Source organism: Cognatundibacterium rivi, assembly GCF_018139565.1.
In the GTDB taxonomy this organism is placed as follows: Bacteria; Pseudomonadota; Gammaproteobacteria; order Burkholderiales; family Burkholderiaceae_D; genus Undibacterium; species Undibacterium rivi.
Genome location: NZ_JAGSPK010000001.1, coordinates 702,146 through 720,142, shown reverse-complemented (window position 1 = coordinate 720,142; position 17,997 = coordinate 702,146). Strand labels below are relative to the sequence as shown.

16 protein-coding genes are annotated in these 17,997 nt (G+C 50.8%); 1 reads left to right on the top strand and 15 read right to left on the bottom strand.

Features of this window, described 5'->3' with window-relative positions; translation table 11 throughout:
* Positions 1 to 65 precede the first annotated feature (65 nt).
* The 7 genes from KDM87_RS03240 to KDM87_RS03210 form a co-directional block, all read right to left on the bottom strand.
* Positions 66 to 1,022 (bottom strand): hypothetical protein, encoded by a 957-nt coding sequence (locus tag KDM87_RS03240; protein WP_212677711.1) that lies wholly within the window; start codon positions 1,020 to 1,022, stop codon positions 66 to 68.
* Positions 1,023 to 1,291: 269 nt separating this feature from the next.
* Complete coding sequence (locus KDM87_RS03235) at positions 1,292 to 2,068, bottom strand: enoyl-CoA hydratase (RefSeq protein ID WP_212677710.1); 777 nt, start codon at positions 2,066 to 2,068, stop codon at positions 1,292 to 1,294.
* Positions 2,069 to 2,252: 184 nt separating this feature from the next.
* Positions 2,253 to 3,449, bottom strand: coding sequence for an acetyl-CoA C-acyltransferase (locus KDM87_RS03230; protein ID WP_190477304.1), 1,197 nt, complete (start codon positions 3,447 to 3,449; stop codon positions 2,253 to 2,255).
* 14 nt (positions 3,450 to 3,463) lie between these two features.
* Entirely contained in the window at positions 3,464 to 5,851 is a 2,388-nt protein-coding gene (locus tag KDM87_RS03225; RefSeq protein ID WP_212677709.1) for a 3-hydroxyacyl-CoA dehydrogenase/enoyl-CoA hydratase family protein, read from the bottom strand.
* Between the two features lie 192 nt (positions 5,852 to 6,043).
* Positions 6,044 to 7,834, bottom strand: coding sequence for an acyl-CoA dehydrogenase C-terminal domain-containing protein (locus tag KDM87_RS03220; protein WP_186884762.1), 1,791 nt, complete (start codon positions 7,832 to 7,834; stop codon positions 6,044 to 6,046).
* Between the two features lie 76 nt (positions 7,835 to 7,910).
* Entirely contained in the window at positions 7,911 to 8,513 is a 603-nt protein-coding gene (locus tag KDM87_RS03215; protein WP_186884960.1) for a TetR/AcrR family transcriptional regulator, read from the bottom strand.
* A 283-nt stretch (positions 8,514 to 8,796) separates the two neighbouring features.
* Positions 8,797 to 9,201 (bottom strand): RNA-binding S4 domain-containing protein, encoded by a 405-nt coding sequence (locus KDM87_RS03210; RefSeq protein WP_212677708.1) that lies wholly within the window; start codon positions 9,199 to 9,201, stop codon positions 8,797 to 8,799.
* Between the two features lie 267 nt (positions 9,202 to 9,468).
* Between KDM87_RS03210 and KDM87_RS03205 the strand changes: the two genes are divergently transcribed.
* Complete coding sequence (locus KDM87_RS03205) at positions 9,469 to 10,122, top strand: TetR/AcrR family transcriptional regulator (RefSeq protein ID WP_212677707.1); 654 nt, start codon at positions 9,469 to 9,471, stop codon at positions 10,120 to 10,122.
* Between the two features lie 199 nt (positions 10,123 to 10,321).
* Here the strand turns inward: KDM87_RS03205 and KDM87_RS03200 are convergent, their stop codons facing one another.
* The 8 genes from KDM87_RS03200 to aspS form a co-directional block, all read right to left on the bottom strand.
* Entirely contained in the window at positions 10,322 to 11,122 is an 801-nt protein-coding gene (locus KDM87_RS03200; protein ID WP_212677706.1) for a DUF429 domain-containing protein, read from the bottom strand.
* Complete coding sequence (gene clsB / locus KDM87_RS03195; protein WP_212677705.1) at positions 11,119 to 12,291, bottom strand: cardiolipin synthase ClsB; 1,173 nt, start codon at positions 12,289 to 12,291, stop codon at positions 11,119 to 11,121. The genes KDM87_RS03200 and clsB overlap by 4 nt, the downstream gene beginning before the upstream one ends.
* Positions 12,292 to 12,302: 11 nt before the next feature.
* On the bottom strand, positions 12,303 to 13,109 hold the full coding sequence (locus KDM87_RS03190; RefSeq protein ID WP_212677704.1) for an endonuclease/exonuclease/phosphatase family protein: 807 nt from the start codon (positions 13,107 to 13,109) through the stop codon (positions 12,303 to 12,305).
* Between the two features lie 4 nt (positions 13,110 to 13,113).
* A complete protein-coding gene (gene nudB, locus KDM87_RS03185) occupies positions 13,114 to 13,563 on the bottom strand; it encodes a dihydroneopterin triphosphate diphosphatase (RefSeq protein WP_212677703.1) in 450 nt (149 codons plus the stop codon).
* Between the two features lie 186 nt (positions 13,564 to 13,749).
* Positions 13,750 to 14,229 (bottom strand): cache domain-containing protein, encoded by a 480-nt coding sequence (locus tag KDM87_RS03180; RefSeq protein ID WP_230407554.1) that lies wholly within the window; start codon positions 14,227 to 14,229, stop codon positions 13,750 to 13,752.
* Between the two features lie 384 nt (positions 14,230 to 14,613).
* Positions 14,614 to 15,420 (bottom strand): CsgG/HfaB family protein, encoded by an 807-nt coding sequence (locus tag KDM87_RS03175; protein WP_212677702.1) that lies wholly within the window; start codon positions 15,418 to 15,420, stop codon positions 14,614 to 14,616.
* Between the two features lie 144 nt (positions 15,421 to 15,564).
* Positions 15,565 to 16,092, bottom strand: coding sequence for a GNAT family N-acetyltransferase (locus KDM87_RS03170; protein WP_212677701.1), 528 nt, complete (start codon positions 16,090 to 16,092; stop codon positions 15,565 to 15,567).
* A 69-nt stretch (positions 16,093 to 16,161) separates the two neighbouring features.
* On the bottom strand, positions 16,162 to 17,967 hold the full coding sequence (aspS, locus tag KDM87_RS03165; protein ID WP_212677700.1) for an aspartate--tRNA ligase: 1,806 nt from the start codon (positions 17,965 to 17,967) through the stop codon (positions 16,162 to 16,164).
* Positions 17,968 to 17,997: the final 30 nt, after the last annotated feature.

Below are 17,997 nucleotides of genomic sequence, written 5' to 3'. Positions count from 1 at the left end.
TGACCACGGTTCGAATTTCTATTGACTGTAGACGACACCACTTGGCCCAACCCTTGAAAACACAACTACTTGTCAGAATTAAGTAGACATTTATATCCCGAAGCGATTGAATAAGCATGGTTGCGGCCAGCAAGTGCTATCACTGTCCTCCCTTCAGATACTTTCGACAAAAGTAGTTGCGCATAGTGAAAATCTCTGAATGTCTTCTCACGTCTTATGATTTCGTTCGTAAATCGACCGCCAGTGTCTTCCGATGATAGCAAGGGATTAAACCAAGTCGCGGGCGTTTGACGCCAATCGAAGTCAGGCCAAATCTTTCTAACTGCGACAGTTAGGTCGAAAATGTTTTTAATTGAGACGACATCGTCCAATTCCCTGGCGATTTGATTCCACATCCTAAGCTTTTCGAACGTCGCATCCTCGAGTCTCTCGCCTGAGGCCCTGTGTCGATCTCTTACGAGCTGAGCCTCGCGTAGAACCAATGTGAGTATGATCTGATCCGCGGAAAAGTACTTGCGTAGATTTACATAAAGATCAATATCGCGAGGTTCCAAAGGAAGTACGGTAACGTTGCGCTCCCTCGCTATAAATCCGAGGTAGCTCGGCTCGCCGCGAGTTGCTATGACGGACTCCTTTTCTTCCGGCAACTTGCGCAAGTAGGACACGTCATTTACCTCTATGTATGACTCGCTGGGCTTTTCTTTATCGAAGGTGCTTTCGATTAAGTTGAAAAGACTGCGATCCGGCGATGTAACGTGTGGCCCGCCTAAAAATATCAATTGTCCATTCGAAAGACTAGAAATCATCCGCACTTCGTAAATGTCGTCGCGTGGCTTCTGCGCACTTAGGTTTAGTGAACGTGTCCGTGCGATCGTTCCAATAGGCGCGTTAACAGCGGTAGCGTTCTGCAATTGGAAACATCTTTCGAGTGCATCCGGTGCAAGTTCATGCCCCTGACTTACTTGGGCGTGCAATGGGAGACAAAACAGCAAACTACCCAACAAGCGCATTACAAATTTCATTACGGTATCACCTTTCCTTGAATCTCTAGTGCAATTTAATATTAAGTCTAGCCAGGTCGCCCACAGCAAAAAGAATTGCCAGAACGAGCGCTTTGCGCAATTTATCATTTATGACCTGGTGCGAAACTAATTCGATGACCTGTCAACGTCTGCTGGTGAAGCAAAACGGCAGCAATAAAGCTGCCGTTTCATTTTAACAAGTTCAACTACTTTGACAAAAATCTCAGCTTTCGTGACACTTTACGCCAGATAAACAATTGATTCTGCTATCAGTTGAACTGACTGAAATCCGGTTTGCGTTTCTGAAAAAATGCCATGAATGCTTCTTTGGCTTCTGGGCCATGCAGCATCGCAGCAAAATGCTTATTTTCTTCCAGCATTTTTGCACTCACTTCGGCAGGCTGATTTGCTTTCATCAGACGTTTAGTAACGCGTATCGACGCCGCAGGTAAAGCCACAATTTTTGCAGCGACTTGCTGCGCATACGGTAACAACTCGTCCAGCGGTAATACTTTGTTGACAAAGCCCATCTCCAGCGCTTCCTGCGCGCTAAACGGTTCACCCAACATCAATTTTTCAGCGGCACGCTGATAGCCGACGATTTTCTGGAAAATCATACTGGAAGCGAATTCCGGGCATAAACCCAACTGCGTGAATGGCATGGACAGCTTCGCATTATCGGCGAGATAAATCAGATCACAATGCATCAGCAAGGTCGTACCGATACCGACTGCCGCGCCAGAAACAGCTGCAATTACCGGCTTCGAAGATTCATTCAATGCCTGCATAAACTGATAGACCGGAGGCAGCGCCTCTGCTGAAGCCAGTGAAGATGCATTTTTCATGAAATCTTCAAGATCATTACCGGCAGTGAAAATTTCTGGTTTGCCGGTAATCAGGATCGCTCGCACGGCATTGTCGCCATCAGCATCGCGCAGCGCGTCAGCCATCGCCTGATACATTGCGGCGGTAATCGCGTTTTTCTTTTCAGGCCGATTGAAGCTAATCGTCAGAATGCCATTTTCTTTATGCGTCAGGATATCCATTATTTTGTCTCTTCAAATCGATTATTTTTGTGGGGTGTCATGATCAGTAATTGTAAAGCTTGCTGCCAACAGATATGAAGTTTTTCGTCATCCAGAGAGTGGATTTCAGATCGTTTCATTTACCTTTAAAAAAAACGCGCAGAAAAACTCTTCTGCGCGTTTTAATTTTGGCCAGGCTTAACGCTTACATACGCTCGAAGATACCCGCAGCACCCATACCAGTACCAACACACATCGTCACCATACCGTATTTCAGGTTGTTACGATGCAAGGCATGGATGGTGGTTGCGGAACGGATTGCGCCGGTTGCACCGAGTGGATGACCCAAGGCAATCGCGCCACCCATAGGATTCACTTTCGCCGGGTCGAGACCGAGGTCTTGCACCACTGCCAGCGATTGTGCAGCAAACGCTTCGTTCAGTTCAAACCAGTCGATCTGATCTTGCGTGATACCAGCAGCGCGGCAAGCAGCCGGGATCGCTTCTTTAGGACCGATACCCATGATTTCCGGTGGAACACCACGTACTGCGAAGGATGCGAAACGTGCCAGTGGAGTCAGATTGAACTGCTTCAGAATTTTTTCGCTGACGATCAGCAAAGCACCTGCGCCGTCGGAAGTCTGGGAGCTGTTACCGGCAGTAACGCTGCCTTTGGCGGCGAACACGGCTTTCAGTTTTGCCAGACCTTCCAGCGATGTATCAGGACGCGCACCTTCGTCGCGTGTCACGGTACGGGTTTTCAGTTCGATTTCACCAGTCGCCAGATTCGGCACACGGTCGATGATATCCACAGAAGTGGTTTCTGCATCGAAGTAGCCTGCGTTTTGCGCAGCGATTGCACGTTGATGCGATTGCAAAGCAAAGGCATCTTGCGCTTCGCGCGATACTTTCCATTGTGCTGCAACTTTTTCTGCTGTCAGACCCATACCGTAAGCGATACCGGCATTTTCATCTTTCAGAATCGCCATATTCATGGATGGATTACTACCCATCATCGGAACCATAGACATCGATTCGACACCGGCAGCAATCATCACATCGGCCTGACCAACGCGGATGCGGTCAGCCGCCATTGCCACGGCTGTAATACCGGATGCGCAGTAACGGTTGATCGTCACGCCACCGATAGTGTTAGGCAAACCTGCCAGCAACACACCCATACGCGCCAGATTCAAGCCCTGAGCACCTTCTGGAAATGAGCAGCCGACAATCGCGTCTTCAATCAGTTTAGGATCGAGATTAGGTACCTGTGCCACTGCCGATTGCAATACGCGCACCAGCAGATCATCAGGACGGGTGTTACGGAACATACCGCGACCGGATTTGCCGATCGGAGTACGTGTAGCAGAGACGATGTATGCGTCTTGAAGTTGTTTAGTCATGTTATGTACTCCGATTAGTTACGTACTGGTTTGCCAGTTTGCATCATGCCCATGATACGTTCCTGTGTTTTTGGATGATTCAGCAATTCCATAAACGCCTTACGTTCCATGTCGAGCAACCATTGTTCGCTGACCAGACTGCCATTATCGATATCGCCACCGCAAACCACTTCTGCAATCATTCTGCCGAGTTTGAAGTCATGCGCAGAGATAAAGCCACCGTCACGCATATTGATGAGTTGTGCGCCGATTGTTGCGATGCCATGACGACCCGTGACCGGCACCAGTTTTCTCATCGGAGCGCGATAACCCGCATCAAACATCGCACGTGCTTCTACCTTCGCTACATGCAGCAGTTCATAAGGGTTGAACACGACGACATCGCTGTCAGACAGGTAACCCATTTTCTTCGCTTCCAGCGCTGATTTGGATACTGCCGCAGTCGCTGCATTGGTGAAGTAGTTTTTCAGGAATTGCAGCAAGTCTGTGCCTTTCGCATCCGCCGCTGCACGTACTGCGGCTTCTTTCAAGCCACCACCACCAGGAACCAGACCAACACCGACTTCCACCAGACCGATGTAGGATTCGATCGACGCCACGCGTTTTGCTGCATGCATCATCAATTCACAACCACCGCCAAGTGCCAGACCGGAAACGGCTGCCACCACAGGAATGTTCGCGTATTTCAATGCCTGATGCGCATTTTGCAGACGAGAAATCGCAGGCTCAATTGCCTTGACACCACCGGACATGAACAACGGCAGCATCGCTTGCAAGTCAGCGCCCGCAGAGAATGCGCCGCCATCAGCAGCATCGGCACTCCAGATCACCAGACCTTTGAAGTTTTTCTCGGCTTCAGCAATCGCTTTTTCCATGCCTTCGATGACGCCTGGGCCAATCACGTGCATCTTGGTTTTCATGGACAGGATCAGTACATCATCATTCTGATGCCAGATACGGACAGAGTCATCTTCGAAGAATGTCGTACCTGCTGTTGCGCCAGTCGCAGCGCCAGTGCCGAGCACAGGTGCGCGGAATGCCTGACGGTCATACACCGCCAGTTTGGAACGCGGTACATAAGTGCTGCTTGCTGGCGACCATGAGCCTTCGGCTGTATGCACACCAGTGCGGCCATCGAATACCCACGCTGGCAACGGCGCGTTACACAATGCTTTACCAGCATCGATATCTTCCTTGACCCAGCCAGCCACTTCCTGCCAGCCTGACGCCTGCCACGTTTCAAACGGACCTACCTGCCAGCCGAAACCCCAGCGCATTGCGAAGTCGATATCGCGTGCATTGTCGGCAATCGTTGCGCCATGCACAGCGATGTAGTGGAAAGCATCGCGGAAAATCGCCCACAGAAACTGTGCCTGTACATTGGTCGATTCACGCAGAGTCTTCATTTTCTTGACCGGATCTTTTTCTTTCAGCATGCGGGCAACAACGTCATCCGCTTTCGCGCCGCCAGTTACGTATTGTGCTGTCGCGAAGTCCAGACGCTGAATGTCTTTACCGACTTTTTTGTAAAAGCCAGCACCGGTTTTGGAACCGAGCGCACCGGCTGCGACCAGCTTCGCCAATACTTCCGGTGTTTTGTAGACTGCGAAGAAAGGATCATCAGTCAGGTTGTCCTGCATGGTCTTGATCACGTGACCCATGGTATCGAGACCAACCACGTCAGCAGTACGGAAAGTACCGGACGATGCACGACCGAGTTTTTTACCGGTCAGATCATCAACAACGTCAACCGTCAGACCAAATTTTTCTGCTTCATAAATCGTTGCCAGCATACCGAAAATACCAACGCGGTTAGCGATGAAGTTCGGTGTGTCTTTCGCACGAACGACGCCTTTACCAAGCGTTGTCGTCAGGAAGCCTTCGAGCTGGTCGATGATTTCAGGACGGGTAGCCACGGTAGGGATCAGTTCCACCAGATGCATGTAACGTGGTGGGTTGAAGAAGTGTACACCGCAGAAACGCGCTTTCAGTTCTGCATCAAAGCCTTCGGACAAAGCAGTGATCGACAGGCCGGAAGTATTCGAAGCGAAGATCGCTGTTGGCGCAATGTGTGGCGCAACTTTTTTGTACAGATCATGTTTCCAGTCCATACGTTCAGCAATCGCTTCGATGATCAGATCGCAGCCAGCGAGTACGTCGAGATTGTCTTCGTAGTTAGCGACTTCGATCAGCGCAGCGTCGTCTTTATTGCCAAACGGTGCAGGATTGAGTTTTTTCAGGTTATCGATCGCGCGCAGAACGATGCCGTTTTTCGGGCCTTCTTTGGCAGGCAGATCAAACAGTACGACAGGTACTTTTGCATTGACGCAATGTGCAGCAATTTGCGCACCCATAACGCCAGCGCCGAGAACAGCGACTTTTTTAACGATGAAATTGGTCATTTTTAACCTCGGTTAAATTCGTAAAACAACGAAAAGCAATTTTTTCAGATGACCCCTCTTAGCGAGAGGGTGGGAACGGGTGACAGATGAAGCAACTCCGGTGGGTATTCTGCTACTGAAGAGCTTCAATCTGATGACATCATTTCATCCGCTACCAATAACGCTCTCCGTTTAACGGGAGAGCGTTTTGCATCAGAACAGATCTGCTTCGAGAGACAACAAATTAGCGGAGCCGGAACGTGCCTGACGGATCAGCATCGCTGTTTCAGGATACAGACGGGCAAAGTAGAAACGTGCAGTGGCCAGTTTCGCTTTGTAGAAGGTATCGCCGGAATCTTGTTTTGCCAGCGCAATTTTTGCCATTTGTGCGAAGAAATAGCTGTAGACCAGATGGCCGACCACACGCAGGTAAGGCACAGCAGCAGCGCCGACTTCATCTGGGTTCTGGAAAGCTTTCATGCCGATTTCCATCGTCAGCTTGGTCACTTTGTCGCCGATTTCAGCCAATGGAGTGATGAACTCTGCCATCGCTTCGTCGGTACCATTCGCTTCAACAAATGCCTGTACTTTCGCGCCGAATTTACGCAGTTTCGCGCCATTGTCCATCAGGATTTTACGACCCAGCAAATCGAGAGACTGAACAGTGTTTGTGCCTTCGTAAATCATGTTGATACGGGCATCACGCACGTATTGTTCCATGCCCCATTCAGCGATGAAACCGTGGCCGCCGTAAACTTGCAGACATTCGGAGGTCGCAGTCCATGCGTTATCTGTCATGAAGGCTTTGATGACCGGTGTCAGCAACGCAACTTCATCAGCACAGTCTTTACGCACTTGTTCGTCAGGGTGATTCAGTTCTTTATCCAGTTGCAAGGCAACGTAGGAGCTGAATGCACGGCCAGCTTCTGCATAGGCTTTCGCTGTGAACAACATACGACGCACGTCAGCGTGAACGATAATCGGATCAGCGGCTTTGTCCGGTGCTTTCACGCCAGACAGGCTACGCATCTGGATACGGTCTTTGGCATAGACCAGCGCGTTTTGATACGCGACTTCAGTCAGACCCAGACCTTGCATACCAACGCCCAGACGCGCAGCGTTCATGAATACGAACATCGCATTCAGACCTTTGTGCGGGCCACCGATCAGCCAGCCGGTTGCACCGTCCAGATTCATCTGGCAAGTGGAGTTAGCATGGATACCCATTTTTTCTTCGATCGCGCCGCAGAAAATCGGGTTGCGCGCGCCCAGTGTGCTGTCTGCATTTGGCAAGAACTTCGGTACGATGAACAGGGAAATACCTTTCGAACCTTCCGGTGCATCCGGCAAACGTGCCAGCACCAGGTGAACGATATTTTCGGCAACATCATGTTCACCGGCAGAAATAAAGATTTTTGCGCCTGTGATTTTGTAAGAGCCATCTGCCTGCGGTTCAGCTTTAGAACGCAGCAAGCCCAGATCGGTACCGCAATGTGGCTCGGTCAGACACATAGTACCTGTCCATTCACCGGAAACCAGCTTAGGCAGATACAACGCTTGCTGTTCTGGTGTGCCATGTTCATGGATACATTCGTAAGCACCGTGCGACAAGCCTGGGTACATCGTCCAGGCCTGGTTCGCAGAATTCATCATTTCATAGAAAGAATTGTTGATGACAACAGGCAAGCCCTGACCACCGAATTCAGGATCGCAGGACAATGCTGGCCAACCAGCTTCCACGTACTGTTTATAAGCTTCTTTAAAGCCTTTTGGTGTCGTGACGGTGTGGTTGGTTTTGTCGTGGTGGCAGCCTTCGCGGTCACCGGAATGGTTCAGCGGGAAGATAACTTCAGAACTGAATTTGCCGCCTTCTTCCAGAATCTGATTGATGATGTCGGCATCGACTTCAGCATGCTTAGGCAGTTGCTTGAGTTCAGATTCAACATTCAATAATTCGTGCAACACGAACTGCATATCACGCAATGGAGCGATATATTGACCCATGATTTTCTCCTGACGGCAAAGTTAGTACATTAGATTGAGAAACAAAATTTGGCTTGCAACAACAGCGACAGCAGCCTCAGACTTTTGAAGCGGCTGGCGCGTAATATTCGATCATTCGTTCAAATCCGACCTGTGCTCTATCCACACTTCCCGGTTTGCGCAAGAAACGCGCATCATGGTGCAGTGCGAGTATCAGGCCATACATTTCATACACGATCTGATCGGCATCCACATTGGCATTCAGATGACCAAGCTGGATCGCCTGACTTGCTGCGCGGTGCAATGCGCCTTGCCAGGCTTTCACCATGCCGACCAGTTCATCACGGATAGGTCCCTGACGATCATCGTATTCGGCGGCACCACTGATATAAATACAACCAGAGGCAATTTCAACCGTCACGCGTTTAATCCACAATGCAAACATCGACTGCAAACGCGGCAAGCCACGTTCTTCTTTCATGCTCGGGTAGAACACTTCCTGCTCAAAGTGATGGTGATACAGCTTCAGCACTTCTATCTGCAAATCCTCGCGCGAACCGAAATGAGCAAAAACGCCGGACTTGCTCATGTTCATCTTGTCGGCCAGCAAACCTATCGTCAGACCTTCGATGCCATCACGACTGGCGGCGTCCAGTGCAACATCCAGAATGGCGGCGCGAGTCAATTCTCCCTTACGCATGAATTTCGATGTCATATTCATATTACATTGTTTTTATTGAAATGCTTCTTGCTTACATAAAACATGTAAACCAGTGAATTAATCGAACGCTCGTACTATTAAGCAGAGCGCATTAAAAGTCAAACCCGTTTCCGTCTTTAGAGGAGAGTATCTACTTGTTTTACCAGCCTGACGACTGCCGTTTTTTTACTCCTTTTTTGCCGTATTTCCCTCTGAAATTCCTACCACCACAAGATTGCTGTCCCGCTTGCTCCGGCGCGCCGCAATAGAGCTTTTCTTCAAATTAACCGCGGGTGAAATCGATTTGCCGCCGGTCACGTTTGGTCGGCCGCCCCTGCAATTGGGCGGCAGGTTCGCGGAAGTATTTTCTGTCCTCCGCTGCTTTGCTGCGCTTCGCCAGACTCTCTGCCGTTTCTTCATACATCGTTTGCGCGACCGCAGCTGGTCCACGCACATCAGAAACGCGCCGCACTTCGACCTGCCAGGTTTGTTCGCCATGCTCGATTTCGAGCAGATCACCGGCTTTCACACTATGTGCTGGTTTGATGCGCTGTTCGTTCTGCAAAACCCGCCCCAGCTCGACGGCATGCGTGGCGAGGCTGCGGGTTTTAAAAAACCGCGCGGCCCATAGCCATTTATCGATGCGGATAGTGCCGTTCGTGTCGTTTTTCTCGTGCTTGTCGCTCATGTCTATCATTTTGTGCTGACGGCAGGCAGACCTGTGCCAGGTGTCACTGGCGACTGAAAAGGTGCCGCTGCCAAATCCGTACGTTCATTCTATTTTGAAGCAATGTATTGCAGCGCGACGGCAAATACAAGGCATTTATCTTGCCAGCGCAGGAACAGCGGCGGATTCCGTTGCTTATGTTGCGGCGCGCATAGACAAGAATTCGCACGACCGTACAATTCACGACACCTTACTGTTGGCATAGACGTTTGCACCTTGGGATCTGTGATGAGCTCAGTTGATGATTTAAACGGAAAAAAGCGTGCCATTCTGATCGCTGCCGAAAAATGCTTTGCGGCGCAAAGCTATGAAGGCGTGTCGATTCGCGACATTGCGCATGAAGCCGCTGTTCCCGTCGCGCTGGTCGGGTATTACTTCGGTGCCAAAAATGAGCTGTACCACGCAATCTTTGAATACCACAGCAGTTATCTGGCCGAGCGCCTCGACAAATTACGCCACGCGCGCCAGCAGGCCAGCAACGACACCATGCTCGACGCCGTCATCGCGGCATTCATTCTGCCAACACTGCAACTGAATCAACACCCGGAAGGCAAGTATTTCTGCCGCATGGTCATGCGCGGTGCGATCGACCAGCACGAGGCCAGCGAAAGGATATATCAAGATTTTTACGAACCGATGGCGAGAGAATTTATTGCTGCCCTGCGAGATGCGCTGCCCTACGCCAGCGCCGACAGCATTTGCTGGAGTTATCAATTCACGCTGGGGGCGTTGTTACATCATGTCGTAGATACCAGTCTGCCGCGTCTGGCAGCCACCCCGCGCGCCGACAAGCTGAATCTGAACGCCGCGCCATATTTGCTGAAATTCATCAGCAGCGGCATACGCGCCACCACCGATGCGGGTGTCGCAGAGGAAAATTAAAGATACTCCCCCCTGTTTTTATCAAAAACACCTTCATCTCCTTGAGAATAAAGGGCTTTAAAATATACTAGGGGGGAGTATATTTAGCATCAAAAACCGCTGAATTACCAACTTTGCGATGCTGACGCCGGATAGTCATACAAGGTCGGCAGACGTTGGGCTCAAATCAGCCGCAAATCAGACCTCAGCCAAACCAGATTCAGGCACCGACGATCCAACCTTCGAGTGCATCAAATACCGGCAAACCATAATTCTGCTCACGCCTTTGCCACGCCCATGCAGCCAACATCAGACAGAGCACGGCATCCAGCAGATCGGCGCTGCCATCGTCGATCAGCGCATCGCGAAACTGTCCGGCATCCAGCCGAATCTGCCAAGGGCTAGCGCCCCGCTCCAGCGCAGAAACGATGCGTTCACGCGCGAGGCGGCGTTCCGGCGTTTGCTTCGCTTTATCATCACTCTTATAAGAAGCGCTGGTAATACTGCGCGCCACCATGCCCGGATAAGCTTCCAGCGCAATGCGTTGCGGATCACCGGCAACCATGCCGGGAATGCTGACCCCGGCAGCCAGCAAGCGCGGAGCCCCCGCATGCAGCATATAAGCGACTGGCGGATTGACCCATTTCATCGAAGGCGACGAGCCTGCCGGAATATCCGTCGCCCGGTGCGCGAACTTACCACCGACCGGACGGGCATCGCAAAAAGCCTTGAATTGCAGCCGCATCTCTGCGCGCGTGATGGTCGTCAAATGGCGCATCAGGGCTGGCCATTCCTGCGGCCAGTGCAGATGCGTCAGCAATTCGCGTGGCAAAGAAAATGGCAGATCAAAGCCTGCCAGCCACGGCCCGTCATGTTTTAACCACGCATCAAACGCGGCAAAATCGGATATGGATTGCAAGCTATCGAGACATAAAACCCCAGATCGCAGCGCGCCGCTGGCGATCGTAATCGCCTTGCGTTTTGTCGGTGCCGAAGTGAAATCAACGCCGTGCAGCCTCATCCGTAACTACCCAGCGTGACAATGCGCATCAGACCGCGATACAGCAGATACACAGTGCCATACCAGGCACGTCGGTACCATGCACGGCTGACGTAGTCTTCCAGCAATACCTCAACGCCATCGTCAATGCCTTGCTGCAACTCGGTCGTCAGGCGCTGGTTAAAATGTTTGTCGCGAATCACGATATTGGCCTCATGATTAACAAACAGACTCAGCGCATCAAAGTTACTGGAGCCGACTGTTGCCCATTCATGATCGATCACCGCCACTTTTGCATGCAGTTGCGTTTTTCTGTATTCAACAATACGCACGCCTTTGCTGAGTAACTTCGGATAGTAAGAATGCGCAACCGCGTCTTGCAACACAAATTGATTCACGCCGATCAACAGCGTTACATTCACGCCGCGTGATGCTGCAGAAATCAGCGCGCGCCGGAATTTTCTGCCGGGCGCAAAATAAGGCGTCACCAGCACCGCGCTATGGTGGGCGTTGCCCAGCGCATGTAAATAAGCTTTTTGTATGGTGGCGCGGTTACGCAAATTATCGCGCACCACCAGTGCCGCCCGGCTGAGGTGCCGAAGCTGGCTGCGCGAGACTTTTGCATCGGTACGCAAATCGCGCATCAGACCTATACGCGACAGCAAATCGAGCCGGCCTGTGCGCCGCCATTGGGCATCGGCTTCCAGATGAATATGCGTGACCAGCGGGCCGCTGATCGCGACTGCAAAATCCCAGCGTGGAAACGGCAAGGTATCCGCCCAGCCATCATCGGAAATATCGTCGCTGATAATATTAAAACCGCCCAGAAACGCACGCTGCCGGTCGATCACACAAATTTTTCTGTGGGTACGCGCCCAGCCGCGCCGGAACCACGGGTTAAAGCAGCGACACTCAACACCGGCAGCCACCAGCAAAGCAGTCAGTTGCAAAGCCTGATCACGCCCGCTGCCCAGCCAGTCGATCACCACGCGCACCACGACGCCACGTTGCGCGGCCGCGATCAGCGCATCACGCACCCGCGTTGCAGTTACGTCGCTCGCAAAAATATAGGTTTCCAGACAGATTTCGTGTTGTGCCTGCGCTATCGCCGCCAGCAAGACAGAAAAATATTCGCCGCCAGAATGCAATAGCCGAACATCATTACCATCGATGTAATGCAGCTTTTTCATGCCTCAAACCATCAGCGAAGCTGGCGCAATTCAAGATGCGCCATGATGGGAACATGATCTGACAATTTGCGCCACGGGTCGCCGGTCATCACATTCGCTGCGGCAATGTGAAAACCGCGCAGATACACGCGATCCAGACAAAGCCACGGAAAGCCCGCCGGAAATGTGCGGGCGTGGGCGGAGGCAGACTGCGAAAATAAATGTGCCAGGCCTTTGCGCTGGAATTTATCAGTAGCATGCTGACCATCCACATCAAACGCTTCCACCACGCCCAGCTGTTCATATAAAGCCGAACTGAGGCGTTGATTCCAGTCATTGAAATCGCCCGCGATGATCAGTGGCGCATCGGCCGGCGTGTCTCTTTGAATCGTGTCAATCAACGCCTGAATCTGGCGCCGGCGGCTGGCGGCAAATAAGCCCAGATGAATCACAAAACAATGTATATCGACCTGATTTGCCCGTACCACGGCATGCAAAATACCGCGTTGTTCATACGCGTGATCCGAGACATCATGATTCACCTGAGTGGTAATCGGAAAACGGCTGAGCAAGGCATTGCCGTGATGCCCGTGTTCGTACACTGCGTTCATTCCATACGCGACATGATGCGATGCGCCAGCGAGAAATTCATGCTGACCTTCTTGCGGCCAACTGAGATGTTTTCTGGCGTGCATATCATGCTGCCCCTGCACTTCCTGCAAAAACACCATATCGGCATCCAGCGCCGCAATCGCATCTTTAATGCTGTGGATGCGCTCATGGCGGCCAAAAGCACTGACGCCTTTGTGGATGTTGTAGGTCGCAATGCGTAGCTTCATGATGTCAGTTCTGATTAAATTCTGGCAGCAGCAATATTGCTTCTGCATTCGATGCTGAGAAACAGCGGTCCGCCGCGGTTTGCCAAGGTAACCATTGATATTGCACGTGTTCCCGCGGAGCCAGGCGCACCGTGACGTCCGGGCTGACACATAAGCCAAATACGTGTTCCGTGTTCTGTGTCACACCCGGCGCATAGCGATGCCGCCAGACCGGATAAATTTCATACACATTCGATATTTGCCAGTCGCGCAGCGCAAACTGGGTGGCGTCGATACCGGTTTCTTCAGCCACTTCGCGTATCGCAGTGGTAAGCAAGGCTTCGTCCGGCGTATCTTTTGAGCCAGTGACGGATTGCCAGAAACCGGGTTTGTCAGCGCGTTCAATTAAGAGTACATCGAGTGCCGGGGTGTAAATCACTACCAACACAGATTCAGGAATTTTATACTGGGACATTGTGCTCGTGGGTGCTTATGCTTATACATACATGTGTAATCAACCGCACCATTCTAGCGCCTTTAGCTGCCGTTTTTTTCTTTCGCTGAAAGTAAAACGCTGCTCCGGAACAAACTTTCACGGAACAGCGTTTTACTTTTGTCAGATCAGAACCTGCGTTTTACAGCAGGCACTTTCCGCAGCAGATTATTTGGAAACGTAAGTGCCGACACACACGACGGTATCGCCCGCACCACGTTCGCAATACGAACGTTTCAGATCATACGATTTGGTCGCCGGATTATTGAATTTATACGGACCGTACCAGCCTTTTGACGAAGCTTTGACAGTATCGATCATGCCTTTGATAAATGCATTGCCGTCAACGTCTTTCATCGACAACAGATTTTTACCAACCATCTTGGCATTCGCACCCTGTGCCAGACAGTTGCCTTCAAAGTCATACACGAAGACATACAGATCTTTATTGTTAAACGTTGCATCGGGATGCTCAGTGAACGCTTTATAGGCTTTTTCCGGACCAGCCGATTTCACCAGCGCTACCGCTTTTTTTACCATCTCTTGCGCTTCCGCTTCCGTCCCATGATCCGCCGCGTACGCAACCGACGACAATGCAACACTTGCCAACATGGCGACCGGCATGATTTTCTTTACAAAACTGCTCATTTTCCACTCCCTGAAATTAACGATTTTTCTGACCAGATACCAACATTCCCTGTGACTACTTTGTCGTTATAGCAGTTTTTTATTGCTTATTTGCATCTAGAAACAAGAATTCACATTGTCGTATCGATGTTGTTGCGACGGCATATAGCACCAACGTTAAGCATGACAAAATGCGTTTCCGGCTTCGCACAACAATCGTGTTCAGTTCGCGTAATCGGTATTGCGTTTGCACCTTCAAGCCAGAATGGGCGAATTGATTTCAGCAGTAAGCGGAGTCTGCGCGAATGTACATTTCAGGAAAATCACGATGCAGCCGCGCCACAACGTAAAAAGGGTTCGCTATGCGAACCCTTATACGAAATTTTTACCACCTGCAAAAAAATATTATTTTTTCAACGGTACAGCCGGTGGCAATTCTTTACTCTGCAACTGCCTGATCTGCGGTACCAGTTTATTGTGTGCATCCAGAAAGGCGGCAACAATCACTTTGGCTTCGTTGGTATTGCTCCATCCAGCCCCTAAGCCACCTATGCCGCCACCAAAACTGAGTCCGCCGATGCCCAGATCAGTCGTCTTCGCAGCCCCTGTCGACGCCGCAATTTGTTCGGTTGTCTCATTATCAGTTAACAATAGTGCGACCTGCGCCTCTTTAAAGCTGACCTTTTCTGCATATCCGGTATAGTTTTTCAGGAAAGGAACCATGCCCATAATGACGCCGAGCACGCCACCGGCTTTGCTTTCAGAAAATGTCAGGCTAGGCGTCATGGTGTATTGCGCTTCATAGCCTTTGCCTTTTTGCACCGTCGTGTTCTTGCGAATGATGCCTTGTGCCTGCAAATCCTGCTCTTGTATCACAGCCTTCAGACCTGACGCCCGATCAACAACGCGGAAACATCCGCTTTGCTGCGCCAGCAAACGAATCAGCGGTACAGGTGAAGTCGGCAAATTGTAGGAGCTTTGCAGCGTATAGCCATTCGGATTTTCCACCAGCGCCAGCGTGGCGACAGGCGTATCACACTTCACCAGCGATTTGTTTGCTCCCATTGCACCAACCGGGCCCGCAGCACCAGTGACTTCCGAAGAACCTTGTCCCAGCTCAGTCTTTTTTTCACCGCAGGCACTCAGTACGAATGCAGAGAAGCCGAGCACAACACAGACACCGCAACGAGATGCAGACAGACGATATTTCATCACTACGAACCCAATCTTCCAAAAAATGAACCCGCCGAATTTACACGAAATTGCACTCAGCAATGCCAAACCAGATATGTAAAATTCGTAACAATTTATGTTTCATGGCGATGTCTGAATTGCTCCGCGTCTCTGCGCTGGCTCTTATGCTGTGCCTGGTGTTTGTAACATGATCCAGTTTTTATGCCGGGTCTGCCCTAAGTCAAAATAGATCTCGCCACATTGTTGGTATTGATGTTTCTGATAAAACTGCATCGCTTTACTATTTTCGGCATTGACACTCAACCACAAGCGGCTGCCTTGTGCCGCGGCCAGCTGTACTGCGCGTTGCAATAATGCGGTACCAAGGCCATTGCCAGCAAAATGTGCCTGCACATATAAAGTCTTCAATTCAACGTGGCTGTCGGCACACGTCGGGCATGGACTATCCGTATCCACCAATGCCAGCGCCAACAAATGTTGTTGCTGTTCAACCACCAGCAACTGCTGCGAGGCCTGTTGCATACATTGCAGAAAATAAGCGGGCGTCAGGTTCGCCAGGACATAGCTGGCAATCTCATTATTAATCCCCTGCTTCGCATAGGTATGCGTCCAGACCTGCACTGCCAGGACCGCCAGACGCGGTGCATCTGCCGGAGTGGCAAGGCGAATCTGCATCGTCGAATTCAGCATAGTTCAAATTTTCAAAAAAGATGGCGAAAAAAAAGCGCGGAATCCGCGCTTTTTTTAATCTGCAATCACTCAGGCTTTGATTGCTGGCTCTGTCGCACGCAGACGAATGTGCAATTCGCGCAATTGCTTTTCGTCGACTTCCGATGGTGCCTGTGTCAACAGACATTGTGCACGCTGAGTTTTCGGGAAAGCGATCACGTCGCGAATCGATTCTGCACCGGTCATCATCGTGACGATACGATCCAGACCAAACGCCAGACCACCATGTGGAGGCGCGCCGTATTGCAATGCATCCAGCAGGAAACCAAATTTCAATTGCGCTTCTGCATCATCAATCTTCAATGCGCGGAACACTTTACTTTGTACATCAGCACGGTGAATACGAACCGAACCACCGCCGAGTTCCCAGCCATTCAGTACCATGTCGTAAGCCTTGGCGATACACTTGCCCGGATCACTTTCCATCAAGTCTTCATGACCATCTTTTGGCGCGGTGAATGGATGATGCGTTGCAGTCCAGCGATCATTTTCTTCGTCATGTTCAAACATCGGGAAATCAATCACCCACAATGGTTTCCAGACATCTTCAAACAAGCCATTGGCTTTGCCGAATTCGCTGTGACCAATCTTCACGCGCAAAGCACCAATCGCATCATTCACCACTTTGGCTTTGTCCGCACCGAAGAAAATCAGATCGCCGTCTTTGGCACCAGTGCGCGCCAGGATTTCTGTCAATGCAGCGTCATGAATATTTTTGACGATAGGCGATTGCAGACCATCACGACCTTTTGCCAACTCGTTGACCTTGATGTAGGCCAGACCTTTAGCGCCATAAATCGCAACGAATTGCGTGTACGCATCGATCTCGGAACGTGGCATGTTCGCGCCGCCCGGCACCAGCAAACCAACCACGCGGCCATTGTTCATATTGGCGGCGCCAGAGAACACTTTGAAATCCACGTCCTTCATGACATCCGTCAATTCAGTGAATTGCAGCTTGACGCGCATGTCTGGTTTATCGGAACCGTACAAGCCCATCGCTTCAGCAAAATCCATGACTGGGAATGGATTTGGCAGGTCGATATCCAGCGTATTTTTGAAGACCAGACGGATCATGCCTTCAAACATGTCGCGGATTTCCTGCTCATTCATGAACGATGTTTCGCAATCGATCTGGGTGAATTCTGGCTGACGATCAGCGCGCAGATCTTCATCACGGAAGCATTTGGTGATCTGGTAGTAACGATCAAAGTTAGCCACCATCAGCAATTGCTTGAACAACTGCGGCGATTGTGGCAAGGCAAAGAAGTTACCCGCATTCACACGAGACGGCACCAGATAATCGCGCGCGCCTTCCGGTGTGGATTTGGTCAGCATCGGTGTTTCGATATCGATGAAGCCGTTTGCATCCAGGAACTTACGCACTTCCATCGCAACTTTGTAACGCAGACGCAGATTGTTTTGCATTTGCGGACGACGCAGATCGAGCACGCGGTGAGTCAGGCGTGTGGTTTCAGACAGATTGTCATCATCTAACTGGAACGGTGGCGTGACAGATGCATTCAGAATTTCGACATTATGTGCCAGCACTTCGATCTTACCAGATTTCAGATTGGCGTTACCTGTACCTTCAGGACGGCTGCGTACAACACCGGTGATACGCAGACAGAATTCATTACGCACGGATTCTGCAGCCGCAAACACATCTGCACGATCAGGATCGCAGACCACCTGCACCAGACCTTCGCGGTCGCGCAGATCAATAAAAATCACACCGCCGTGATCACGACGACGATGAACCCAGCCGCACAGGCTGACGGTTTGGCCGAGTAATTCCTCAGTAGTGAGGCCGCAGTAATGGGTACGCATGGACATAATTTCTTACCTGTCTGTATTCAAAATTAA